At 58.5% G+C, this 10,449-nt stretch carries 6 protein-coding genes; 1 reads left to right on the forward strand and 5 read right to left on the reverse strand.

Features of this window, described 5'->3' with window-relative positions; genetic code table 11:
• Positions 1-1,241 precede the first annotated feature (1,241 nt).
• Positions 1,242-2,261: an alpha-hydroxy-acid oxidizing protein gene (locus ACY692_RS12930; RefSeq protein WP_462325790.1), complete on the reverse strand. Its 1,020-nt coding sequence runs from the start codon at positions 2,259-2,261 to the stop codon at positions 1,242-1,244.
• Between the two features lie 358 nt (positions 2,262-2,619).
• Here ACY692_RS12930 and ACY692_RS12935 point away from each other — a divergent pair, with 358 nt between their 5' ends.
• Positions 2,620-2,856 carry a hypothetical protein gene (locus ACY692_RS12935; protein ID WP_462325791.1) on the forward strand — a complete coding sequence of 79 codons (237 nt, stop codon included), beginning with the start codon at positions 2,620-2,622 and terminating at the stop codon, positions 2,854-2,856.
• Between the two features lie 228 nt (positions 2,857-3,084).
• On the opposite strand, the gene ACY692_RS12940 is transcribed toward ACY692_RS12935, so the two are convergent.
• The 4 genes from ACY692_RS12940 to ACY692_RS12955 form a co-directional block, all read right to left on the reverse strand.
• Positions 3,085-6,603, reverse strand: a complete 3,519-nt coding sequence (locus tag ACY692_RS12940; protein ID WP_462325792.1) for an AAA family ATPase — start codon at positions 6,601-6,603, stop codon at positions 3,085-3,087.
• The gene (locus ACY692_RS12945) at positions 6,600-7,865 is read right to left on the reverse strand and encodes a metallophosphoesterase family protein (protein WP_462325793.1); all 1,266 of its coding nucleotides are present in this window, start codon (positions 7,863-7,865) and stop codon (positions 6,600-6,602) included. Before ACY692_RS12945 ends, ACY692_RS12940 begins: the two co-directional genes overlap by 4 nt.
• Positions 7,866-7,906: 41 nt before the next feature.
• Positions 7,907-8,527, reverse strand: a complete 621-nt coding sequence (locus tag ACY692_RS12950) for a response regulator (protein WP_462325794.1) — start codon at positions 8,525-8,527, stop codon at positions 7,907-7,909.
• A 2-nt stretch (positions 8,528-8,529) separates the two neighbouring features.
• On the reverse strand, positions 8,530-10,449 hold a 1,920-nt coding region (locus ACY692_RS12955; RefSeq protein WP_462325795.1), incomplete at its 5' end, for a hybrid sensor histidine kinase/response regulator.

The following is a 10,449-nucleotide window of genomic DNA, read 5'->3' on the forward strand; positions in this document are numbered from 1 at the left end:
CGTTATCCCATCATGAAGATTTTTGTTCTCGACGAGAACATCGAACAAAGACATTGTTTGCCTGTCCCCGATGTTTCCCGATGTTTCCATGTTTACCTGATGTTTAAAAATCGAAATGCGTACAACAGCACTCACCGCCCGGCATATTTTATATACCTCGAGACGCAGAGACACAGGGAAAGACATGGGGAGACATTTTTCGTTGTGCCCTTCTCGGCGTCTCGAGCGAGGTTGCGAGCGGGCGGTGGGAGTTTCTCTCGGGTTGCGCGCGTTAGCCCGCATTGGGTACTATCTGCCCATATTTCTGTTGGTGAGTAAACGCAGTGCCGAGCAGACGCTCGGCGTTCCCAGGAGGGGGAAAGATGATTGGGTCAGCAATAGCTGAATAGTTACAAAACTTTCAGCTTGAATCTTAACCCTGCCTGCAAAAATTTCTTTTTTTGCAGGCACATCCGGAGGGGTATGACATTGAGTGTAATCATTAAATCATCGTTAATGTGGCTTGCAATGCTCTTGCTAGCGATCACAAACGGAGGGGTTCGAGAAAAAATCCTCATCCCTGCTCTTGGAAAGCCCGTTGGTCTCCCGGCAAGCGGATTGGTCCTATCCGCTCTGATATTTGTCCTTACGTACCTCGGCGTAGGCTGGTTCGGAAAACTCGGGCCCGGTGACTATTGGGGTATTGGAGTGGGATGGTTCCTGGCAACACTGATATTTGAGTTTACATTCGGCCGAATCGTCGCTGGTAAAGATTGGAACGAATTGTTATCGGCCTATACATTCAGAGATGGCAATGTATGGCCGGTAGTCTTGGCATCCATTACAGTATCGCCCTGGGTGTGTGCCTGGCTCAGGGGGTTTGTATGAAGACGCCCAACTATCGCTTCCAACCGACCAACGACTTACTGCACCCACGGGTGGTATCGTTGCGTTGTCTTGGATGAGGTCAGCATAAACAGTCCTCGTGGTTGGGCGCATAATTCTCCGGAACCCGTTGCTCGGCGATGGCTGGGCCGGACAAAAAACATATGCTGCAAGGAAGTCCAGCGGGCAATAGTGGACACATCGTTTGTTTCGTAAAGGACAAAACGCACATTGATGGTCGTGGATACCAGTATCCCGTGGAGCATTTGCTACGCGGATCCCGTCACAACCCAAAGAAGGCCCCCAAAGCCGTCCGGGCTTTGGGGGCCTTCCCAACTATCACACGGTTATTTGGACCTGCCAAACGACCAGTCCCATCACCCGTCGAACAAGATCCCCTTGTCCACTGCGTTCGCCCTGGCCGTTCCCGTGAGTACCATCGCCTGGGTCAACTCCGCCTTCATTTGATCCAGATAGGCGACAACGCCTTCTTTGAGTCCGCCCACTGCGGCCACGGAAACGGGTCGCCCGACCATGACCGCGTCGGCACCCAGGGCGAGCATCTTGAGCACATCCGTCCCCGTACGCACGCCGCCGTCTGCCAAAACAGCCATGTCCCCCGTGACCGCCTCGGCAACGCGGGGGAGCACCCTGGCCGTACCCGGGGTATGATCCAGAACACGCCCGCCATGGTTGGAAACCACGATGCCCGCGGCTCCGGCATCCCTGGCCCGTTTGGCATCATCCGGGGTCATGATCCCCTTGACGATGAACTTAGCCGGGCAACGTTTGATGATCTCTGTCAGTTTGACCGCGGGCTTGGGGCTGACCGGACGGCCCATCTTCTTCAGGGTGATCAGCCCGGCCGCATCAATGTCCATGCCGATAATGTGGGCCCCGCTGGCCATGGCCTTGTCCAGTTTCTCAAAAAGTTCCTCATCTTCCCACGGCTTGATGAACGGAATGCCCGCTCCGTCCAGCCGGGAGATGGCCGCAAATCCGGATTCGGAGATGAACGGGGGTACCCCGTCCCCGGTGCACCCGAGGGTGCCGTGCTCCACACACCCTTCCAACACACCACCGACATACTCCTCTTCCGTGACCTTTCCGCCCATATTGAAGGACACCCCGCCGATGGGCGCGGCAAGTACGGGAATCCCCAGCGTCCTGCCCAAGACCGCTACCGAGGTGTCGGGCTCGACCACGCCGTGCACCAGGCGCATATTCAGCTTGCGCTCGCCAAGGGCGATAACGTTATCCTTGAAGGACGCGGCCGTACCCAGCCCGCCCATACCGGGCACCTCGCCCACACAGGCACGGCCGTCGCACACCGGACACACCTTGCAATATCCCTTCATCCGCTCCCTGGCCGTCTTGCGTACATCCTGTAGATCCATACCCTGCTCCCATGGTTGAGTGATTGACATTCATGACCGATAGTTGTTCGATAGCCCCATTCAATACGTCTTTGCAATCTCCGGCGGCGCACCTTTCCGGTTTCCATATAGACAAAAAAAAGCGTCCGTCCATCTTATCGGGGCCGGACCAAGACAACACCCTGAGATAGCTAATCATAATAGTTCAAAAAGGCCTGTTTTTGGTCTTAAAACCACTTTTTACCCCCCAAAATCCCACGTTGAAACTGTCAAAACCGGGCAATTACTCCGGCTGCTTGTTGCAAAATCAAGTGGCCTCATTACGTGACCTAGGGGGGCTTCGCATGCTCATTGACAGCCCCGATGGAGACAATCCGGCATGCTGACCATCCGCTGCGCCACCTGCAGGCAAAAACTCTGGAAATACAAAAAGCTCGGCCACGGCTCAGTCCTTCGATGCCATAAGGACCGCATCGACAAAATGCTCTGCTCGCCGGCCATCAAGGGCGACAAGATATGCTGCCCCTGCGGCCAGACCATCGGTATCGACAAGGGCAGCTTTTACAAGATGATCAAGAAGGCCTTTGTCCACAGCGGGACCAAGGAGAATATCTGAGTCACACCGGTTTGCGGAGAAAGGATTACGGGGGCGACCCGTGGACACGCAAACCGGTCGGCGCTGATCTTCCTGAATAGAGGGGATAGATCCGCAATCAGGATTTTCAAATGCGCCGTGGCGTGATCTTTCGCGGCAAGCAGCAACGGTCCGATATCCAGGATGGATATCGGACCGTTTGTGTTCATGGCACACCAGATTACCGGAGTGTCGGGACGGTTCGCCCCATCAGAGCCGGTGGACAAATATCCCCGACCGGGCCTTGATCCCTCCGGCCAATTCGAGAACCCGGTTATGGTGCGTGAAAATCAGAACCTGCGTCCTTGTCGCCAACTCGGCGAGCACTTCCAGACAGACACGGGTCCGGTTGTCATCGAATCCGATCAGAATGTCGTCCACCACAAAGGGCATGGGTTCGCCCTCGCCCAGATGCTTCTCCAACGTGGCCAACCGCAGGGCCAAATAGAGCTGATCGCGGGTTCCCTCGCTCATGTGCTCCACCGGGACCTCGTCGTCGCTCGGGCGGATCCCCAGAAGAACGGGATGACCACCGCTGTCCAGTTCGTCGCGCAGTCCTGCGTAGGACCCCATGGTCAACCGGGCAAAGAGTTCCCCGGCCCTGCCGAGAAGGGGGCCCTGGTTTTCCTGCCGGTAGGCCTCGATGCGCTGCTCGAGGATCTGACCGGCGATGCGCAGGCGCAGATACTCCTCGGCACCGGAAGTTATCACGGCCAGCTGTTCCTGGGCGTCCTGCGAGGCACCGGCCGCCTGCGCGCTGCCGTCCTTGGCCTGGATGTCGTTCTGCAGGGTCTGGCGGACATCACGCAATCCGTCGCGCTTCTTCTGGTGTTCCTCGAGGGTCGATCGGACCCTGTCGAGTTCGTCATCCATGGTATCGATGCGGGCGTTTTCATATTCTTTTTCCAGTTCCTCGATGCTCAGACCGTCACCGTTGCGGGCCAGTTCCTTGTCCAGGATCTCGAGACGCTGTATGCGTTCCCGCTTTTTTCGGGAGACTCCGCCGGCCTTTTCCAGGTCCTCGTCCCTGGTCACTTTGGCCAGCTCCCTGAGCTCGGCCAGTTTTTCCCGGGAAGCGTTCATGGTGATCGCGGCATTTTCCATCTCTTCGCGGACGTCTTTTTTCTGGACATTGATCTTCTTGAGCGTTGCCCGGGCATCACGGGCCTCGGCCACGTCCCTGTTCAGCTGGGCAACCAGCGTCCTTGCGTCCCGCCCGTCCAGGTCCCAACCGGCACGCTGGGCCAGATCGAACACTTTGGTCCCAAACTCCTCCACGACCCTGTCTATCCCGAAAATCCGTCTGCGCAAACCTTCGGAATCATCAAAGGTCTTGAAAAATCCTTCCATCCGCTCAAGGGAACTCAAGGCCTGTTCGGGGTGGGCATCGGCAGCCACCCCCAGCCCCTGGACGGCCTGGGCCCATTCTTCCCGCCACGTGGCCTGTTTGCCCTCCACAGCCGTCAGCTCCTCTCTGGCCCGGTCCATGCGGCGGCCTATACCATCCAGGGATTTCTGGAGCTGTGCCCTCTGCTTGAGACGGTCCTGCACATCTTCGATCCGCTGCTCACACCACTCGATCATGGCGCTTAGTCCCATGTCGTTGGTGGACAAATCCCGATCAAAGAGGGCTATCTGTGCGGCGACCGCCTCCCGGTGTCTGAGTAATTCCTCGTTGATCCGCTGGGCCTGTGTGACCGTGAGCCTGGCCGATTGCATCTCGGCAATGAGCTTTTGCGCCCTGAGGAGCCACTGCTTCATCTCCCGGGGCTTGCCCGGTTCGATGTCCAGCGGTTGCCAGATGTTTTTCCAGGCCGTTGTCAGTTGCTCTTCGGCCTGCCCGAAGGCTTCCAGTTCTTTCTCCAGCTTGCCTCTCCGGGCCGCAAGTTCTTCGAGCCGGGTCTCCAGGGTCGCCCGTTTAGCAACCAGGTCCGACCCTGCTCGCATGACATCGCTGAGCGAGTCGGCCTTGCGCACGCATTTCTCGTACACTCCGGGCAGGTCACCCGACGGGGCGAACGCGGTCACGGCTTCTTCTATGTCCCGCTGTTCGATGTATCGCCCTTTGATCAACTCCCATCCCTGATTCCTGGTCGAACGCGAGGTCTCCAGGTCCACCAGCGTCGGGACGTCGTCCTGCAGGAGCAGGGCCTTGAGTTCCTGCTCCACTGATTTGTGTTCTTTGACAATGTCTTCGAGTCTGGTCCGCGCATCCTTGCGAGCATCGTGCAGCTCGTCGAATTGTTTCTCATGGTCGTCCAGGGTCTCGGCAACCGGCATGGGGACGGATGCCAGGCCGTCCATGGCACCACCATACCGGCCCAGGGCGGCAAAGCCCGATTCCATGGCCTGCACCGCCTCCCGGGCCCGCTGCTGACCATCGGCCAGACGGGATTCCAGGTCACCGGCCTTGCGGGCGGCCGCAACAATCGCCTTGATCTCCCGCAGATCAGTCCTGACCGGAGGTATCTGGAGCAGATCCTTTCCGGCCTGTGCCTGTTCGTCCTCGATGTCCCGCATGCGCGAGAGAACATTCTCTCTGTCCTGAGCCAGCAGATCATATTGTTTGGCCAGGGCGACGACCCATTTTTTGTTGCCGAGAACCGGACGAAGCCGCTCGACCTTCGCGACCTCGGAGAGAGACACATCCGGGCGGACGCTCCCCAGAAGCCGTTTGGCCTCGTTACGAAGATGACTGCGTTGCCCATCCTGCCGGGGGCGGTCCTTGATGGCGGTCTCCACCGCGCCAAGTTCCTTGAACAGGTCCGAAATGATTGCCGCGTTGTCCAGAAGATCCTGCCGGATGTTCAGGCACGCCCCCTCTTCCTCGAGCAATTCCAGTTTGGCCCGCCCCTTCTGTCCGGCCTTGTCGGCGTCGGCAAAATCTTTCCTGGCCATCCTGCACGATTCCTCGAAATCATCAGGCAGCAGCGCGACCTCGGCGAGCCCATCCAACTGTTCGAGTACCCCGCGACGCTCCGCCAGCGGTCCCTTGACCCGGGCCAGACGTTCCAACCGGCTTTTTTCCTCACAGGCCGAACGGATGACCCCTTCGACGCTCTCGATCTCTGCAAGGGTTTCGTCCAGCTCCTTGTGCAGCCGTTTCCATTCGGCAACCGGAAGGGTGGCCTCTTTTATCCGCTTCCGGGCGTCCTTGTACCCGGCCAGGGCCTGATTGATCACCCTGGTCGAGGCCCGGGGCTTGAACAGGGTTTCCGCCCCTTCCCGCAGCTTGGCGACCACGTCCCGGAGTCCTGCCGTGCCCGCTGCCGCGCTGAAAAGGGCCTGGCCGATATCGCCCGACTGATCCAGAAGTTCACGCCCCCCGGCCACGAGTCGGTCGTGATCGATGCCGTAGAGATTTCTGAACAGGGATTCGTCGATCCCCGAGGGGATGAAGGGAACGAGCAGACCGTCATCCAACACGTCACCGCTCCCAGGATCGAGCAGGGTCCCCTTGTTCCCTTTTCTGCGCATGAAATCCAGGGTCTGACCGCTTACAAGCCGGAGTCTGCCGCCGATGCGAAGCTGGGGATTGGGGTGGGTGAAATTGTCCGTGGTCCGGGCGGGAATACCGAACAGCCAGGCCACCAGCCCCCGGAGCGACGTGCTCTTGCCCGCCTCGTTGTTCCCGTAGATCAGGTGCAGCCCCTGGTCACCGTCGGAGAGGTCCAGGGAGGTATCCGTGAACCGGCCGAAGGCGAGCAGGTCGAAACGATCGATTCTCATTGTTCCCCTCCCATGGCCAGAAGTCTTCCCATGAGCATCTGCCTGGATTCCCGTACCAGCCGCTGCACGGTATCCGGATCATGGAGATCCAAGTCTGATTCGGGACCAACGGCCTCGATCGGGATCTTTTGCACCAGTTCGGCAACCACGTCGGACAATCCCGGAACGCCATCCAACGCACAGGGAACAGCCTGGATCTCCCCCAGCATCCGGGCAAACCCCGAATCCTCGGCCATGACCGCATCGAGATCCAACCTGCCCGCGACGGCCGTTTCGAGCTTCTCGATCCAGATATCTCCGCTCCCCATCTCCGCCCCAAGCATCCGTATCTGCTGCAGCCAGACGTCGGGCCTTGCGGCCAGTTCTTCGGCCATGGCAGTGGCTCCCTGCAGACGAACCCGAACGGCAAGGGGGCGATCCTCGGCATCCTCCCGCTCCTTCTGAAGACTCCGGCGCACCTGCTCCATGACATCACCCGCAGTCCGCGCACCGGTCAGGTCCACAGTGCAAAGGGCCCAGCGGAACACGTCCAGGGCAACGGGTTCGAGCTCGGTGACGGCCATGTCCTCCACCGTGACGAGCATACATCCCTTGTCCCCGATTTCGCGGATATGTCGTCCCTGGATGCATCCCGGAAAAACGATGTACGGATCATCGGCCACGATCTCCCGTTTGTGCACATGCCCCAGGGCCCAATAGTGATAGCCCCTTCCCCTCATGTCATCCGGCGTACAGGGAGCGTACATTCCGTGGCCTTCGCGCCCGTCCAGACTGGTGTGGGCGATTCCGATATTGAACATGCCCGCACGGGCAGGAGGATAGCCGGTCACCAGGTTGTCCTGCACGTGCCGGGTCTTGAAACTCTGGCCGTGAATGGCCGTGCCGATGTCCGCAAGTTCCACGGTCTGGGGCTTGCGGGGAGAAAACAGGGTCACGTTGGCAGGAACGGTCAATGCCCGGGTCATGGTGTTGGCCGCGTCATGATTGCCGGCCACGACAAAGACCCTGACATTTTCACGATGGAGCCGACCCATCTGACGGCTGAAAAAAATGCCCGTGCTATAGTCCTTCCAGTCCCCGTCATACAGATCTCCGGCCAGGAGCACAAAGGCGACCTTTTCCTCGATGGCCAGATCCACCAGATGTTCCAACGCCCTTCGGCTGGCATTGCGGATGGATTCGACCGGGGCCGACTCGTACCGGGACAAGCCGCGAAGCGGGCTGTCCAGATGAAGGTCGGCCGCATGGATGAATTTGAACATGACTACCTCGTCATCAATTGTGCCTGATTGCTCCCCGGGACTCACTCGGAATCGGCATCCTCGATGTCCGCATAAAGCTCTGGGTAATTCTTTTTCATACAATCCGGGCAGATGCCGTGACTGAACTTGAGATCGGAATGGGAGGCCATATAGGCTTCCACCTGATTCCAATACCCCTTGTCATCCCGGATCTTCTTGCAGAAACAGCAGATGGGCAGGATTCCCTGCAAGGTTTCCACATGATCCAGGGCCGCCCGGAGTTCTTCAATCTTGGCGTCAAGCCGGTCCTGCATCTCGATCAGCCTCTGCCCCACCGCAATCCTGGACTTGAGCTCTCCGGAATCAAAGGGCTTGGTCAGATAATCGTCGGCACCGGCATCGAGACCGGCTATGATATTCGCCTTCTCGTCCATGGACGTAAGCATGAGCATGTAGGGCCGGTTATTATCCCGAACGGCTCGGATGCGCCGGATGACCTCGAGCCCGTCCATACCCGGCATGAGCCAGTCGATGATGGCCAGCTTCGGTCCATCCTCGGCCAGAAGGCGCTCGAGGGCCGATTCCCCGTCTTCGGTTTCCACGACTTCGTACCCGCACTTCCCGAGCATGGCAGACAAGATGCTCCGAGATACGGATTCGTCTTCGGCAATGAGAATACGCACAGTTACCTCCCCATTCTATTACATGTCAGCTGCATGGCCGTTCGCAACGCCTCGAACGTCCGGCGAACATCCTGCATCATGTCACCTGCCAAAGCCATATGCTCCCGGGTTGCGGTATCTTCCACATGTTCCAGCACACTGCTTGCGACCCGCCCCCCGATATTCAAAAAAGCTCCTTTCAAGGTGTGGGCCTGACGCATTGTTTCTCCGACATCACCCATGTCGATCATGTGCTCAAGCGCGTCGAGTTGCGCGGGCATATCGTCCAGAAACCGGATCATTATATCACGCGCCAGACCTTCGTCCCCCATGAGGCGATCCAACAAGGCCTGATAATCGAACACGTCTTCGCTCTCGAGAGCAGAGACGTCACTCGAGTCGTCCGAAGACGGGGGATCGGCAGCGGATCTCGCAGGCATCCATTTTTCGATCATCCGGGCCAGCCGCTCCAGGGAAAACGGTTTGGAAAGATAATCATCCATACCTGTCTGGAAGCAGCGCTCCCGATCGGCCCGCATGGCATGAGCAGTCATGGCGATGATCGGCAGATCATGGTCTATCACCGCTGACTCGTGGTCACGGATGGCCTCTGTTGCCTGATACCCATCCATCTCCGGCATCTGGATATCCATGAAGATCATGTCATACGTTGTGGACCGCAGGACCTCGAGCAATTCCCTGCCATTGGCGACCGAATCCGCGTCTATTCCGAACTTTCCGAGTACCCCGGTCATGACCTGCTGATTGATGGTGTTATCCTCGGCAACGAGAATCCGAATACCCCGCCGAGAAAAATCAAAAACCGCGTCATCGCCTTCTTGAATGCCGGCAAGTCGGCATTTCCCGACCCTATCGCCCTCGGCATCCCGATTCAGGGATTGGGACAGCACGAGTTCGAGGGCGTGGTGCTTGATCGGCTTGCTCAAATACCCTTTGAATCCCAGCCCCATGCTCCGCCGCCCTTCACGAATCATCCTGAAAGGAACCATGAGCACCAGACTGGGGGTGATGAGGCTCGGTTCGTCGATGATACAGCGGCCAAGCGCCCCGCCGTCAATATCCGGCATCTGAAAATCCAGCACGACGAGATCGTACGGTTCATTCTGCTCCTGCGCGGCGGCAAGCATGGCGAGAGTCTCAGCCCGACTGCCCGCCCCGTCGACCTTCGTGCCCCACGAGTCCAGTCGCTTGCTGAGAGCCTCGCGACAGGCTGCGTTGTCGTCGACGACCAGCACCCTCTTGCCCTTGAGATGTTCGGAAACGACACGTGACGCGTCAGGAGTCTCAGATACTCCCAGATCGACGGTAAACCAGAAGAAGGCCCCGGTGGTCGACCGGTTCCTGGCACCGATCTCTCCACCCATCATGTGAACCAGCGCCCTGGAAATGGTCAGCCCCAACCCGGATCCTCCATACATCCGACTGGTCGAGGGATCGAGCTGGGAAAAACTATGGAAAAGAAGCTCCTGTTTGTCATCGGGAATCCCGATCCCCGTATCCCGGATGGAGAAACACACCTTGCTGCGCCCCTCGTCACAAGCGGCTTGAACACGAGAGACCCGAACCATCACCTCTCCCGATTCGGTGAACTTCAACGCGTTGCCCACCAGATTGATCAACACCTGGCGCAATCTGGCCGGATCGCCCACAACCAGGTTGGGCACGTCGGGATCGGCATAACAGATATACTCGAGCCCCTTGTCTTCGGCCTGCAGGGCCATCATGTCGGTCAGGTCGTCAAGCATGTCCCTGAGATCGAACTCCTGTAGATCAAGGTCCATCTTCTCGGCCTCGATCTTTGAAAAATCCAGAATGTTGTTCAGAAGAGCAAGCAGGGAGGCTGCACTGGTTCTGGCCGCCCGAACGTATTTCTCCTGTTCCGCGGTCAGCGGAGTGGATGCCAGAAGATCGATCATCCCGAG

This window comes from Desulfoplanes sp., from assembly GCF_054921335.1.